We start from the raw sequence: 12592 nt of genomic DNA on the forward strand, positions 1-12592 counted from the left end.
AGCCCACCATCACCTGGTTGTTGTCGATGTGGTACAGGAACGAGCCGCCGTACGTATCGGATTCGAGCGGCCAGCCGGCGGTGTGGATCACGAGGCCGGGCTGGTGCTTCGAGGAATCGATCTCCCACAGTTCCTTGATGCCGATGCCGTAGAACTGGGGGTCCGAGTCCTTGCCCAGCTTGAACTTCTCGTTCAGTTGACGGCCCAGATGCCCGCGGCAGCCTTCGCAGAACAGCGTGTACTTGGCGTGCAGCTCCATGCCGAGCTGGAAGTTTTCGGTGGGCTCGCCGTCCTTGCCGACACCCATGTTGCCGGTGGCGACGCCCTTGACCGAGCCGTCGTCGTTGTAGAGCACTTCGGCAGCGGGGAAGCCCGGGAAGATTTCCACGCCCAGGGCTTCGGCCTGCTGGCCCAGCCAGCGCGTGACGTTCGCGAGGCTGATGACGTAGTTGCCGTGGTTCTTGAAGTTGTCGGGCAGTGCCCAGTTCGGCACAGCCTTAGCCCCCGTTTCGGAAAGAAAAAGGAACTTGTCCTCGGTCACGGGCACGTTCAGCGGTGCGCCCTGTTCCTTCCAGTCGGGCATCAGCTCGTTCAGGGCACGCGGATCCATGACCGCGCCCGAGAGGATATGCGCCCCGATTTCCGAGCCTTTCTCCAGCACGCAGACGCCGATCTCAGCGCCTTTCTCCGCGGCCAGCTGCTTCAGGCGGATCGCGGCAGACAGCCCGGCGGGGCCGCCGCCAACGATCACCACGTCGTATTCCATCGACTCGCGTGGTCCATGCACTTGCTGATTCCCCTCCCCCATCCCCGCTCTCTCCCTGGCCTCGTAACGTCGCCATGCTCGTTGGACTCTCGCCCGTCGAGGGCGCCATCAACACGGGAATCGCTTTCAGCATCTCCCGTAGGTGACAGCGAGGAGTATATATAAATGAATGCCGTATAACAATATGAACGATGGACGGTGGTGAAGGCGCCACATGAACAAGCGCCTCCACGCGCACACACCGCCGCCGGCTCAGAGTGGGGCACCTCGAAATACGTCGAGGAAGCCCACCGTCTGGAGTTTGTCGAAGATCGCTTCCACGGCCGCTTCAGGAGACGATTTCGTGGTGTCTATGCGCATTTCCGGATTCTGCGGACGCTCGTAGGGCGAATCGATGCCGGTAAAGTTCTTCAGCTCGCCGCGGCGGGCCTTCTTGTAGAGGCCCTTCGGGTCGCGCTGTTCAGCCACCTCGAGGGGAGTATCGATGAAAACTTCAATAAATTCGCCATCTTCCATGAGATCGCGCGCCAAGCCTCGTTCGGAACGGAACGGCGAAATGAAGGCAGTGATCACGATTACGCCCGCATCGGCCATCAATTTCGCCACCTCTGCGACGCGCCTGATATTCTCCACGCGATCCTCGGCCGTGAATCCCAGATCCTTGTTCAACCCATGCCTGACGTTGTCGCCATCGAGTAGATAGGTGCGCTTTCCCATTGCATGCAGGCGCTTCTCCAGCAGATTGGCAATGGTCGATTTGCCCGCCCCCGATAGTCCGGTAAGCCAGACAACGCCACTCTGATGCCCGTTCAGCACCCGCCGCGCGCGCTTGTCGACCTCAAGCGCCTGCCAATGGATGTTGCTTGCGCGGCGCAACGCGAACCGCAACATGCCCGCGCCAACCGTATTGTTGGTCATGCGATCGATCACGATGAAACCGCCCGTTTCGCGGTTATGCTCGTACGGATCGAAGGCAATCGTGCGGTCAAGCTCAATTTCCGCGACACCAATTTCGTTCAAGGTAAGCGTCTCGCCAGCCACGTGTTCGAGCGTATTGACATTCACTTTGTACTTGAGCGGCATTACGGTTGCCGTAACGGTCCGCGTGGCGAGTTTGAGCAAATAGCTGCGCCCGCGCAGCATAGGCTCGTCGCTCATCCACACGAGTGTCGCTTCAAACTGGTCGGCGACCTGTGCGGGTGAATCGACTGTCGAAATCAGGTCGCCGCGAGAAACGTCCACTTCGTCAGCAAGCACGAGCGTGACGGACTGTTCAGCGTAGGCCACGTCGAGCTCGCCATCTGCCGTCACGATTCGGGCGACGGTGCTCTCCCGTCCCGAGGGCTGTATCTGCACGCGATCCCCCTTACGCACCGCGCCGGATGCGATCGTTCCAGCGAAACCACGAAAATCGAGGTTGGGACGGTTGACCCACTGGACTGGCAACCGGAAGGGCTGAGCTTGCAAGCGCGCCTCGTCGATCTCGACAGTCTCGAGGTGATGCATCAATGAAGGCCCGTCGTACCACGCAGTCTTTCCGCTTTTCCCGATGATGTTGTCGCCGTTCACGCCGGAGATTGGGATGGCCGTTACCCCTCGAATACCGATCTTCTCCGCAAAGTCACAGTATTCGCACGATATTTCATCGAATCGTTTGCGCGAGTAGTCGACGAGGTCCATCTTGTTGACCGCAAGCACCACGTTGCGGATACCGATCTGCGACACAAGATAGCTGTGTCTGCGAGTTTGCTGCAGCATGCCCTTGCGGGCATCGACCAGGATAATGGCCAGGTCGGCCGTCGACGCACCCGTGATCATGTTGCGGGTGTACTGCTCGTGGCCTGGCGTATCGGCAACGATGAATTTGCGGCGATCCGTCGAGAAGAACCGGTAGGCGACATCGATGGTAATGCCCTGCTCGCGTTCGGCCGCGAGGCCATCCAGCAGCAACGCGTAGTCTATCGCGCCGCCACGCGTACCTACTTTCCTGGAATCGGCTTCGAGTGCCGCGAGCTGGTCCTCAAACAGCATCTTCGACTCGTACAGCAAACGGCCTATCAGTGTGCTCTTGCCGTCATCCACGCTCCCGCATGTGATGAATCGAAGCAGGCTCTTCGTTTCGTGCTGTTTCAAGTACCGCTCGATGTCGGTTCCAATGAGCTCGGAGACGTGTGCCATCAGAAGTACCCCTCTTGCTTCTTTCGTTCCATCGAAGCCGCCCCATCATGATCGATGACGCGGCCCTGCCGTTCCGAGGTTGTCGTCAGGAGCATCTCTTGAATGATTTGCGGCAAAGTCGTGGCGCACGACTCCACCGCACCGGTTAGCGGATAACAGCCGAGCGTGCGAAAGCGCACCATCTTCTCCTCAGGCCTTTCACCCGGCTTGAGTGGCATACGGTCGTCGTCGACCATTACGAGCACACCGTCCCGCTGCACTACCGGACGTTTCGCCGCGAAATACAATGGCACGATCGGGATGTTCTCAAGGTAGATGTACTGCCAGATGTCAAGCTCAGTCCAGTTCGAGATCGGAAACACACGAATCGACTCGCCCTTGTTCTTGCGCACGCTATACAGGCGCCATAGCTCGGGCCGCTGGTTCTTCGGGTCCCATTGATGTGTTGCAGAACGAAACGAAAAGACGCGTTCCTTCGCGCGCGACTTTTCTTCGTCTCTGCGTGCTCCGCCAAAGGCCACATCGAAACCGTGATAGTCGAGGGCCTGCTTGAGACCCTGGGTCTTCCACATATCCGTGTGGACTTGCGATCCGTGATCGAACGGATTGATTCCTAGTGCCTTTGCTTCCGGGTTCTGGTGAACGATCATTTGCATTCCCGTCTCACGCGCCATGCGATCGCGCATCGCGTACATGTCGCGAAACTTCCACGTGGTATCCACGTGCAACAGCGGAAACGGTGGCGGTGCGGGATGAAAAGCCTTTTTCGCGAGATGGAGCATGCAGGCGCTGTCCTTTCCGATCGAATAAAGCATCACCGGTCGCTCTGCTTCTGCAACGACTTCTCGCATGATATGGATGCTTTCGGCTTCGAGCCGTCGCAGGTGGGTCAAAGTAGGCATGACAGGTCCTTCTGGAGGAACGATTCATTGCGAGGCCGCGATAACGCCCAGTATCGATTCGGCGACCTCGCGACGACAGATGAGCAGATCCGGCATCGCGGCGTCTGCGCCGTTGTAAACGCACGGGCTGCCGTCAATGCGGCTTGCGTGAAGTCCAGCTGCGAGCGCCACCCCCACCGGTGCACACGAATCCCACTCGTATTGGCCACCGGCGTGGAGATAGGCGTGAGCCTCCCCTCGCACGACCGCCATCGCCTTGGCGCCTGCCGAGCCCATCGGCACGAGTTCGGCGTCCAGGCGTTCCGCCACCTTCCGCGCCAGCTCAGGTGCCCGGGTGCGGCTAACGAGAATTTTCAGGCGCCCTTGTGGCGCTGCGGGTAAGGTTGCGGGCGATCCGGTTGCGAACGTCATCCCCAGGGCCGGTAGCGCGACCGCGCATGCGTCCGGCATGCCGCCGACAGTCAAAGCAACGTGAACCGCCCAGTCGCTACGCCCTTCGATGCGCTCGCCATACTCGCGGGTGCCATCGAGGGGATCGATGATCCACACGCGATCGCAAGTAAGGCGTTTCGGGTCCGGCGCGAATTCCTCCGAGAGAAAACCATCGTCAGGGCGCGCGTGGCCGATGATTCGCGCGATAAGCTCATTCGCCGTAGCGTCGCCGACTGCACCCAGCGGTTTGCCGGCAAGCACCGCCGATGCGCGTATCGCGTTCAACGCATCCCCGGCCGCCGTCGCGATGCGAGCAGCAAGACGATGGTCGTCATGCAGCGCGAGCGCCTCTTCGAGTACGTTCATCGCACCTCCCCGTTGCGCGGCAATTGCTTCATTCCTGCGAGGCCCGCCGGCGTGTACCAGATGTGCTCGATATAGTGCCCCAGCGTCGCGCGGTAATCCGTGTAGAAGTAGCGGGCCGCGCCTGGCGACTGGCCGTCGACAACGATGGACACGCCGCTCGCGGCCATTTGCTCACGTTGCGTATCGAATGCGGCTTCGCTTTCGATTAACTGCGCGAAGTGATGGTGGCGAATTGCAAAGCCTGTTTGAGGCAGCGCCTCGCGGTAAATACGATCGTCGCCGGAAAGCGGTTCGATCAACTCCAGTTGCGTCGGTCCTACGAACGCGAGCGCGATATTCAGCTTGCAGTGGCGCCCGCCCATCGACTCGATTTCAATTCCCGGCAACCGCGCCCATGCCGGGACATTGTGTTCAGCAGCGAAGCGAGCAATCGCCTCGTCCACATCAGTCGTGACATAGGCAATCTGGAGGAAACCGGAAAACGGTGAAAGGGAAGGAATGCTCATCTGTCCAGTCCGTAGGTAGTCATGTAGCGGGAGAAGCGCTCCCTGATCGCTCCCGCTGCAAGACCGAATTCGTCAGGTGTGTAGCCGTGGGTGCCGTGAGCATGCTCCGGATTCCGCTTGACACGCTCGCGCATCGCTTGCTCCGTTTCCGCGCTCAGTCTGAAACCGAAGTGACTATAGATCCGCCTCACCGTGCCGATCGGGTCGACCTGAAAGTCCTTCTGCCGGATATCAATGAACTGCTTCTTTGGTAAATGCGCACGCGCTTCGATTGCCGCTTCGCTCGCTCTCGCCCAGTTCTCCACTTCCCGCCGGCCGATCTCGTGCTTGTCGACCCGCTTGCCCTCGGAGACGCGGCGCGCCATCGTCAGCACACTTGCGAGCGAAGGGAGTGCCTGCATCGGGTCGCGGTGCGTCTGTACGACACAAGCATCAGGAAATACCTCGAAGAGCGCCGGCAACTGCATGATGTGACCGGGATTCTTCAACAGCCACGTCCTCTCGCTATCGCGCGCTCCAATCAAGCCAATGGCCCTCGCGAAGTAGCGATATGCGGGCAACTCACTTTGCTCGCGCCACCAGCTATCGTATTGGGGCGCGCGGAACGACGACCCCCAGAGGTTGCTGCAGAATCCCTGCTTGAGGATCTCGAGACATTCGTCCACCTCATCGGCCACGATGTTGTGCGCTGCGCGCATTTCAGGCGCGGCGTTGAAGAAGGCCTCGAGCCCGGCCGCGGTTGCCAGGAACTGTGCATGGCCGCTCCACGTCTCCCGCGGGGGGCGAGGCTGCGGAAAGACCGTCAACCATTTTTCCAGCCCCTGGAACTGAGGATCCACCGAGAGCAGCTTATGCAACGCGGTTGTGCCTGTTCTGGGTATTCCCGTTATGACGAGCGGGCGCCGCGGAATTTTCTGCACGGCGCCGGCCTGTTTGCGTAAGCCCTCTACCAGCACCAGGCGCGAAATCAGCGCGCCGACCAGCGCATTCCAGACGAACTCGCGCCCTCCGGGTGCGAAGCGCGGACCATCGTCGTCGAGCGCAATCAAAAGCTGCGTCAGACCCGGCATGTACTCCGCGCCGACTCCGAAATCGTTCAAGCCGGCTGCGCCGCTAGCGGCGGCATGCAGCGCATCCTCCGCGCCTGTGAATCGTCCAGGCAATGACATATGGCATCTCCTTAAAACATTTGTTGTACTTACCAACGCCGCCTCAACTGCGCGCCGATGCGTCGTTCCCGCAAGCGCCTCTCACGCTCGCTCCCATCAACGACAGGGGTTTTCGCTGGCAGGTAATTGCGAACGTCGGCCAATGACACACGCTTGAGCGTCGGGACAGGCTCCGAACTGCATGCATACCATCTGCCTATCGCCGTGCCGCGATTGATGCCGCAGGTATCGAGCCAGTTCGGCACACCCGGATCACGATGAGCAATCACAGCGCGAAAATGCCCGTCTTCGTCGACGTGAGCCTGATATCCATTGAGACTGCTTTGATGATCGATAAAGTCGAGCGTGTTGAAAAGCGCGTCATTCAACTGCACGTTCCAGTAGCGTTGTGTCTGCGGCAATGCCGTTTCAAGGATCAGCGCCTCGTCGGGACCAAAGTCGAAAATCGCTTGCCAGTAAGCCTGTTTCGCGAGACCGCCGCCGAAGGCAAAGAACTCGAATTCGTTCACCTTGCTACGTGTACGCAGTTGCTGCATATGTGTGAGCCAACGGCGTGACAACCGGCCCGCATAGTTCATCAGTTCGCCGGTTCGCTGCGCGATGTCCTCGTACCCCATCAGTGGCTTCGTGAACGGGGCGTCAAGACACTCGATGGCCACACGCGCGTCGCGCTCCGTACCCCACGCATAGGAACGCTGGCGCAGCATCGCAAAGTCGGCGTCGCCATGTAGCGGCAGCCAGTTACCCTCGTAACCGGCCGGCCGCTCCGCACTCAACAGCACCTCGAAGTTCCCGTCGTCGTCGATCTCCAGATCGTCGAGATCGAATTGACCGAGCGGAGGATGGATTTCGTCGGTGGTTCCCATGATGCCGCGGCCGATATCGAGCGTCAGCAGATGCACGCTTCCACGCTCTCCCACAAGCCGGTATCGCAGGTCGCCGCGTAGTGGGGCGATGAAGTACGTGTCGTCCGGATTTGGCTGCAGCATGAACACCGAGTTCAGGAAGGGCAGCCAGTCGGGATGAAGCGGATCGGACTGGAAATAGATGAAGTATGCAAGCGAGAGGTTCATCTGAAACTGACGATACAAATCCGCCCGCGTTTGAGGGTCGTCAGGCGTTTCGGTCAGCTCGAGCAAGCTCTCGGCCTCGCCGAGCCTGGCAAGATAGTCCCTCCACGATTTCAGCTGAGCCATGGATTCACCATCACCTTGCATTGCGTCGAGCGATTGCGCAGTGCTTCAAAGACTTCAGGCAGTGCCTCGAGCGAAATGCGATCCGTGATCATCATGCGCGGTTCGACATGGCCCGCGTCGAACACGTTCGCGACATGCGTGAATTCCCGCATGCTGTACGTAACAGCAAACAGGATCCGCACTTCCTTCCACACAGCCGCGGCGGGAACGAATTGATCGGGGACCGTGCAAAAACCGAGCACGATCACGTCACCCTGCGGCTTGACACACTGAATCGCCTGCGCGATCAGGTTCTTCTGTCCCGCGCATTCGAATACGACGTCCGGTGCACCTTCAAGCACATCGGCGGCCAATGTCGAGAGATCTTGCCCCGCGTCGGGTACAACGAACGCATCGGCGCCCATATGCCGCGCGAGCGCCTCGCGGCGTAGTGAGGAAGCGGTCGCAACGATGCGCCCCGCGCCGAGCCGCCGCGCCCAGAAAGTCGCTGCGAGCCCCACGGGGCCTGCGCCAATCACCAGCACCTTCGCTCCCGGCGTCAGTTTCGCGAGCGAGACGCCGTGCAAGCCGACCGCCATTGGTTCGATGAGTGCACCGTCGTCCATGCTCAGCGTCTTGGGAAGCTTCGTCGCGACACGCTCCGCGACGACGGCATACTGCGCAAACCCAGCCGCGGCGCCCTTGAACTCCGCACAAAAGTTAGGCTTTCCCGCAAGACAGGTAACGCAATGCCCGCATCCCGTGAACGGCAGCGCCGTAACAGGATCTCCGACGCTCAGCTTCTCCACTCCCTTTCCAACCGCAATCACTTCTCCGGAAAATTCATGACCCAGTGTCGAATTTTCCGGAAGCGTGAAGTGCGGTGCGTGCCCGTTCGTCATGTGAAGATCCGATCCGCAAATCCCGCAGCGGTGAATTTTCAACACAACTTCGCCTACACCCGGGGTTGGATCTGCAAGACTCCTAACTTCTAGCGGCGAACCTACGCCCGTGAAATATGCGGCTCTCATCGATCGCATCTCCGTTTTGCGTGAGTGATTTGCTCATGTCGAGCACCTGGAATTTACTTTACTGGGAAAGTAATTAGATTCCACCAGGTGTTTTTACGGAGAATGCGCAGGAAATTCGCCTCGGCGACTGTTGCTGACGAGCGATCGCGCTGCAAAAGACATGCGGCGCAGGCCCGGTCAGCTCAACGTGGCAGGAGGAAGATGAGGGAGATGGCCGGCAAAGGGTGCCGGCGTGAGTGCTGCGTAGCGAACCGCTGCGCAGCGCAACGAGATATTGGCGCGACCGCGATCGACGAGAAGATATCAGCGGCGCTCGCGGCTTCGACGCGCAGCCTCCGCGTCGGCGAAAAGCTGAAGTTCGCGCAATAGAATCGAGAGCGCCGCCCGCCGTGCCGGCGCCATATGGCTGGACGCCACCCAGTCGGTTCCGTAAGCCCCTTCGCGGAGAATGTTCTCCAGGACTTTACGCGCTCGCGGCTTCATTCGCACGAGAATTCCGCGTCCATCCGCCGGGTCCGGCGTTCGCTCCACCAAGCCCATCTGCTCCAAGCGGCTCACGCACTTCGTGATGCCGCCAAGCGTCATCGCCAGCGGCTTCTGAAGCTGCGTCGGCGACTGAGTATAAGGTGGCCCCGAAACCAGCAGCGCGTCCAGCAGCAACAACTCGGCGGCCAGGATGCCCTGGCTCGCGGCGGCCTCTTTGAGCGCCTGGTCGATGTGTGTCGACAACCGAAGCAGCCGTTGCCCGATAAGATAGACGTTCGCGTCTTCGGCCGGCCACTCGCGCGCCCACGCCGCGGCTTGAGCGTCGAGGGCGTCGCCTGCTTCGGGCCTTGCCGGTGTCTGCAACGCGACGCACTCCGCGAGGAATTGCGCTTCGGCGTGCGCGCGCTTCGAATAGAGCGCCTCGCCGCTATCGTCCTGAGCCACATCGACCCAGCCCGCCTCGTCGAGTGCACGCAGATGATCGAGCACACTCGCGCGCGATATGTTCAGTCCGCGCGCCAGCGCGGGCGCGCTTTGCGCGCCTGCGCCCAGCAACGACAACAGTTGTCGCCGGGTAGCGTCCGCGAGTGCGGCAAAAAGTGAATCGGCGGTCTTGCAGGCACCCATACCATCATCGATCGGTCGAGACCCGCGTGCCAGATGGCAAATGCTCGTAACGAGCCATGGGCGACATGACGTGATCGGTAGCTCTACGGCTCGCGTCAACGCCATACAGGTGCCGTTTCCTGTAGTGGGGTCATTTCGGCAACGCTAAGTTACCAGAAAAATCCGCCCGCAGAACGACACAACAAATCGGCGTGCACGCCCAGCGCGCACGGCCCAACTACTGTCCAACGAGATCGTAAGCAGCAAGTGCCGCAATCTCCGTCACTCCGCCGTCCACCGGCAGGCATGTGCCGGTAATAAACCGCGACTCGTCGCTGGCGAGAAACAGCGCGGCAGACGCAACATCCCACGCGTCTCCTTCCAGCGGAAGTGGTGCGATCTTGCGGCGCCGCTCGCGCGCCTTCTCATTGAGCATGCTCTGCACCATGGGTGTAAAGATGTGCCCCGGCGCGATGGCGTTGGCACGCACATGTTCACGGCCGTACATCACCGCTAATTCGCGCGTGAACGCAACCATGCCTGCCTTCGATGAACCGTACGCGGCTGACCCGTGACTGCGTATGCCAGCAACCGAACTGATATTGACGATTGCCCCGCCTCCGCGCGCCACGATCTTTGGCACTGCACTGCGACTCATCAGGAATGCGCTCTTCAGGTTCACGTCCATCACGCGCTCCCACGACGCCTCGTCGATATCCTGCAACCGTCCCGGTGCGCCTGAAATTCCGACGTTGTTCACGAGTATGTCCAGGCCACCATATCGCTCAACGGTCTCTTCGACGATTCGCGCGCACACGGCTGCGTCCGTGATGTCACCCGTACAGACGAACCCCTGACCGCCGGATTCGGTAATCAATGCGAGTGTCTCGGCAGCCCTTTCGTATTGCTGATCGACGAGGCATACGGATGCGCCCTCAGCCGCAAAAAGACAGGCAATAGCCTTTCCCGTGCCGTAACCTTGCCCGAGCGACCCCGCGCCAGTGACGATCGCGATCTTGCCGCTCAAACGCTGATAAGAAACTTTTGGAGAAGGCATGCTGTAGTCGAACGATGTAGTTGCTCGCCACACAAAGTATTCGCGCGCTCCTGTGCCCTGTGCGGCTGTCCGTACGCGCGCTGGCGTCGGCATTTTCGACCAAGCTTAGTCTCACGAGGCCAATAATGCAACACATAGTTGCATTATTGGCCTTTGCGATCACCCGACCCTACTCTTGCGTGATCCACCAATGCCGCGCCAAAGCGCGCCGCGTAGGCTGTGTTCACCGCCTCCGTCTGGAAGCGAGTCTCGTTGATGGCGAAGATGAAATAGCCGTATGCGAGATCGCGTCGATAGTCTTCCCAAGCTTCGTCGAACGAGGGTGCCTCGACTCCGCCAGTTGCCAATTGCGACAAGTAGTGCTCGAGCAGCGGCCGCTCCCACGCGCGACGGTCTTCGACATCGAGCGCGCAGCCTATGTGGTAGGCAACCTCCAGGCTCCACGGCGCCCGGCTTACCTGAGCATCGAAAAAGCCCGGTGTTCCGTCTGGCTCGACGAACAGGTTGCCCAGATGCGTGTCGCCATGAATGAGACACACGGGCTTTCCTTTGTGCTGGCTCGCAATGTCTGCGAGCGCTGCCACCATCCATTCACGATCGTGCAGGTACCGGCTCACGGCGGCCCCTCGCGGAAGCGAGACGTAGTGGGCCCACACATCCGGTTCCAGATAGCGATTCTGATATTCCAGCGACCAGTCGGAAAAACGCTCCCCCACCCAATCAAAGCGGCCGCCCATTTCAAATTCGGCGCTGTTCCACGTTTGCGCGTGATAGCGCGCCATCGCGCTCAACCGCCGCTCCACCTCTTCGTAGCGTTGCGATTGCTGCGCCCTGCAAAAGCGAGCCTCGCGCTGCTCCAGGTCTTCCATCACGACGACAGACTGCCATCGATCGGGATCCGCGCCCGCATAAAAGCAGTTCGGCGCGTTCATATTTATGAATGGCAAAACGTCGCGATAGAACCGCATTTCATTGCGGTACATGTCCTTCATTGACTCGCTGTGATCCTGAAAGCCACCTTTTACGATCATGCGCGAAGGCAGCGCCATCTCCCTGCCCACATCGTTGTACTCGAGCGCCACGCGCACTTTCGTCGACGTTCCAGGCAGCACGGCCAGGTGGTTGCACGAAGTCACTTCCACGCCGGCGAAGCGAAACGCGAGTGCCGACGTGAGCCATTGTGCGGTCACGCCTTCCACTGTGACCGGCAACGACATGTCACTCACCACAGCTAATGCAGACAAGATTTCCCCCTGGCGATTGAGATAGGCAAGCCGCGTGCGCATCGTCGCGCACAGAGTCGTTCGACCGCAACATGGGGAAAACCACACCTCGTCGAGCGTTGCATATTTTGAATGCCGTGCATATAGTTGCCTCCAGATGCAGATACTTTTTTGGCAGGCACCTGATGAATCTCCTTGACTCACCCACACTGGCCGATGACTTCGCCGGTGCCGTACCAGCAAGAATGCTCGCCCCGGAGGAATACCGAACCGAAGAGAGCGTGGCGTTCAAGATGAATCTGGTTCACCTTCTGCTGGGCAACGAAATCGACCGGAAGCTTGCCGCCAGCGGACTTTCCGCTCTCCAGTGGGGCATCCTGAAAGCGCTCTACGACGAGCGCGCACGCACGCCCACCGCTCTCTGCCGCATCCTTCTCGCGGACAGCAGCGCAATGACCCGGAAGCTCGATTCACTCGAAAAGCGCGGATTGATCGAGCGAATCCGAAGCATTTCCGATAGACGCAGCGTCGAACTCGCATTGACGGCAGACGGCCGTGGATTGCTGCGCGAGACCCTGCCGCACATCGTGGAAACGAGCAACCGTCAGCTTCACGGCTTCACGATGGACGAAGTCGCAACCGTCAAACGTCTTCTCGAGCGAATGATCGTCAACCTGAGCTGAACGGCTAGGTCC

General features: G+C 60.1%; 12 protein-coding genes. 1 reads left to right on the forward strand and 11 read right to left on the reverse strand.

What is annotated here, in order from left to right:
- The 11 genes from ACOJB8_RS15760 to ACOJB8_RS15810 form a co-directional block, all read right to left on the reverse strand.
- On the reverse strand, positions 1–808 hold an 808-nt coding region (locus tag ACOJB8_RS15760; protein ID WP_475013302.1), incomplete at its 3' end, for an NAD(P)/FAD-dependent oxidoreductase.
- A gap of 210 nt (positions 809–1018) precedes the next feature.
- Entirely contained in the window at positions 1019–2944 is a 1926-nt protein-coding gene (gene cysN / locus ACOJB8_RS15765; protein ID WP_475013303.1) for a sulfate adenylyltransferase subunit CysN, read from the reverse strand.
- A complete protein-coding gene (gene cysD / locus ACOJB8_RS15770) occupies positions 2944–3846 on the reverse strand; it encodes a sulfate adenylyltransferase subunit CysD (RefSeq protein ID WP_475013304.1) in 903 nt (300 codons plus the stop codon). The genes cysN and cysD overlap by 1 nt, the downstream gene beginning before the upstream one ends.
- A 24-nt stretch (positions 3847–3870) precedes the next feature.
- Positions 3871–4644: a 3'(2'),5'-bisphosphate nucleotidase CysQ gene (locus ACOJB8_RS15775; RefSeq protein ID WP_475013305.1), complete on the reverse strand. Its 774-nt coding sequence runs from the start codon at positions 4642–4644 to the stop codon at positions 3871–3873.
- Entirely contained in the window at positions 4641–5150 is a 510-nt protein-coding gene (locus ACOJB8_RS15780; RefSeq protein ID WP_475013306.1) for a VOC family protein, read from the reverse strand. The genes ACOJB8_RS15775 and ACOJB8_RS15780 overlap by 4 nt, the downstream gene beginning before the upstream one ends.
- A complete protein-coding gene (locus ACOJB8_RS15785) occupies positions 5147–6319 on the reverse strand; it encodes a sulfotransferase family protein (protein ID WP_475013307.1) in 1173 nt (390 codons plus the stop codon). The genes ACOJB8_RS15780 and ACOJB8_RS15785 overlap by 4 nt, the downstream gene beginning before the upstream one ends.
- A 29-nt stretch (positions 6320–6348) precedes the next feature.
- On the reverse strand, positions 6349–7536 hold the full coding sequence (locus tag ACOJB8_RS15790) for a DUF1214 domain-containing protein (RefSeq protein ID WP_368602318.1): 1188 nt from the start codon (positions 7534–7536) through the stop codon (positions 6349–6351).
- Positions 7503–8534 (reverse strand): alcohol dehydrogenase catalytic domain-containing protein, encoded by a 1032-nt coding sequence (locus ACOJB8_RS15795; RefSeq protein ID WP_368610275.1) that lies wholly within the window; start codon positions 8532–8534, stop codon positions 7503–7505. Before ACOJB8_RS15795 ends, ACOJB8_RS15790 begins: the two co-directional genes overlap by 34 nt.
- A 294-nt stretch (positions 8535–8828) precedes the next feature.
- Positions 8829–9638 (reverse strand): MarR family transcriptional regulator, encoded by an 810-nt coding sequence (locus tag ACOJB8_RS15800; RefSeq protein ID WP_368602317.1) that lies wholly within the window; start codon positions 9636–9638, stop codon positions 8829–8831.
- 217 nt (positions 9639–9855) lie between these two features.
- Positions 9856–10674 carry an SDR family NAD(P)-dependent oxidoreductase gene (locus tag ACOJB8_RS15805; protein ID WP_475013308.1) on the reverse strand — a complete coding sequence of 273 codons (819 nt, stop codon included), beginning with the start codon at positions 10672–10674 and terminating at the stop codon, positions 9856–9858.
- A 143-nt stretch (positions 10675–10817) separates the two neighbouring features.
- A complete protein-coding gene (locus ACOJB8_RS15810; RefSeq protein WP_475013309.1) occupies positions 10818–11960 on the reverse strand; it encodes a phosphotransferase in 1143 nt (380 codons plus the stop codon).
- A gap of 29 nt (positions 11961–11989) precedes the next feature.
- On the opposite strand from ACOJB8_RS15810, the gene ACOJB8_RS15815 reads away from it, so the two are divergent.
- A complete protein-coding gene (locus ACOJB8_RS15815) occupies positions 11990–12580 on the forward strand; it encodes a MarR family winged helix-turn-helix transcriptional regulator (RefSeq protein WP_475013310.1) in 591 nt (196 codons plus the stop codon).
- Positions 12581–12592: the final 12 nt, after the last annotated feature.

Source organism: Paraburkholderia sp. BR10141 (genome assembly GCF_056155635.1).

What these genes read in the sequence shown, in the direction of transcription:
- ACOJB8_RS15790 (WP_368602318.1), bottom strand. Translation starts at nt 7,536, where the DNA reads ATGCAAGGTGATGGTGAATCCATGGCTCAGCTGAAATCGTGGAGGGAC.
- ACOJB8_RS15780 (WP_475013306.1), bottom strand. Translation starts at nt 5,150, where the DNA reads ATGAGCATTCCTTCCCTTTCACCGTTTTCCGGTTTCCTCCAGATTGCC.
- ACOJB8_RS15805 (WP_475013308.1), bottom strand. Translation starts at nt 10,674, where the DNA reads ATGCCTTCTCCAAAAGTTTCTTATCAGCGTTTGAGCGGCAAGATCGCG.
- ACOJB8_RS15815 (WP_475013310.1), top strand. Translation starts at nt 11,990, where the DNA reads ATGGGGAAAACCACACCTCGTCGAGCGTTGCATATTTTGAATGCCGTG.
- ACOJB8_RS15810 (WP_475013309.1), bottom strand. Translation starts at nt 11,960, where the DNA reads ATGCGCACGCGGCTTGCCTATCTCAATCGCCAGGGGGAAATCTTGTCT.
- ACOJB8_RS15785 (WP_475013307.1), bottom strand. Translation starts at nt 6,319, where the DNA reads ATGTCATTGCCTGGACGATTCACAGGCGCGGAGGATGCGCTGCATGCC.
- ACOJB8_RS15795 (WP_368610275.1), bottom strand. Translation starts at nt 8,534, where the DNA reads ATGCGATCGATGAGAGCCGCATATTTCACGGGCGTAGGTTCGCCGCTA.
- cysD (WP_475013304.1), bottom strand. Translation starts at nt 3,846, where the DNA reads ATGCCTACTTTGACCCACCTGCGACGGCTCGAAGCCGAAAGCATCCAT.
- ACOJB8_RS15775 (WP_475013305.1), bottom strand. Translation starts at nt 4,644, where the DNA reads ATGAACGTACTCGAAGAGGCGCTCGCGCTGCATGACGACCATCGTCTT.
- cysN (WP_475013303.1), bottom strand. Translation starts at nt 2,944, where the DNA reads ATGGCACACGTCTCCGAGCTCATTGGAACCGACATCGAGCGGTACTTG.
- ACOJB8_RS15800 (WP_368602317.1), bottom strand. Translation starts at nt 9,638, where the DNA reads ATGGGTGCCTGCAAGACCGCCGATTCACTTTTTGCCGCACTCGCGGAC.